Raw genomic sequence first — 958 nt, forward strand, 5'->3', positions numbered from 1 at the left:
TCACTGAATAGCTTTATGTCAGTGTTTTTCCAATACTGAGATAGCTTAATCCTTATCGCATCTAAAAAATCTTTTGAGAATATTCGCTCTATTGCTTCCGAATCCCAACACCCCCATTTCATATAGTTGGATTTAGATTGCCTCAGCATTTTAAAAATATTAAAAAAAGTGTTTTCAAACTTCTCTTCATCTAATTCAAAAGTCGGGCTGTTTAAAACTTGCTTTCTCCATTCAGTCCAGCCTTTCACTCTTTCTTCTTCTTTTACTTTTGCTTCTTCACGACGCTGCTTTAATTCACGTTCATATTCATCGGGCTCGATTGGAACTGGATATAATTTACTGTGTAAATATGGGTAATATTCACAATCTTCAGAAATGAGTTCTTTTAATGTGTCTTCAAGCTTTGGTAGTTTCAGAGTAGTTACTAACTGCAGTAATCTAAATAAGGAAGCTGCCCTTTTATCTTTTGACTTGCTGTTTTTAAATGCATCTAATAGCCAAGGAATATCATTCTTGTCATATGGCTTAAGTAAATTAGTGTGATCGATATGACAATCACTAATCAGAAGGTCTTTTTCACCTTCAAGCGCTTTCACTAACTTAAGACAAGCCCAATAATACGCTTCTCTATGTACAAGTGATGTTTTTAGAATGCCTTTTAACTCTTCGAATTCATCCCTAGCAATAATACTTTCTTGATACTCTGAAAAGTGAAAGGCTACCGCCAGTGACCATGCCCAGTCTTCAAACTCTTCCTTCGAATACAGAACCGTCTTTGAACAGGAGCAATAAACAGCATCAGCAAAGTGCTGATATTTTGAATCCGCTCGAAATATGCGTGATTCCTCAGTTCTATTCTCCCAAATTATTTGGGCAAAACTATCTCGAATAGTTGCTACCGACTTCAAATCTATTGCTTTAGACTCTACACATTTATACAGCTCATAACCTAACCCAT

At 35.9% G+C, this 958-nt stretch carries 1 protein-coding gene; it reads right to left on the reverse strand.

Translation table 11 applies throughout. From position 1 onward, the window contains the following. Window positions 1-908, reverse strand: a 908-nt coding sequence (locus HUS62_RS22335) for a hypothetical protein (protein ID WP_220095107.1), incomplete at its 3' end; no start/stop codon positions are given. Window positions 909-958 lie beyond the last annotated feature (50 nt).

The organism is Pseudoalteromonas sp. 0303, assembly GCF_013349995.1.
Taxonomy (GTDB): Bacteria; Pseudomonadota; Gammaproteobacteria; order Enterobacterales; family Alteromonadaceae; genus Pseudoalteromonas.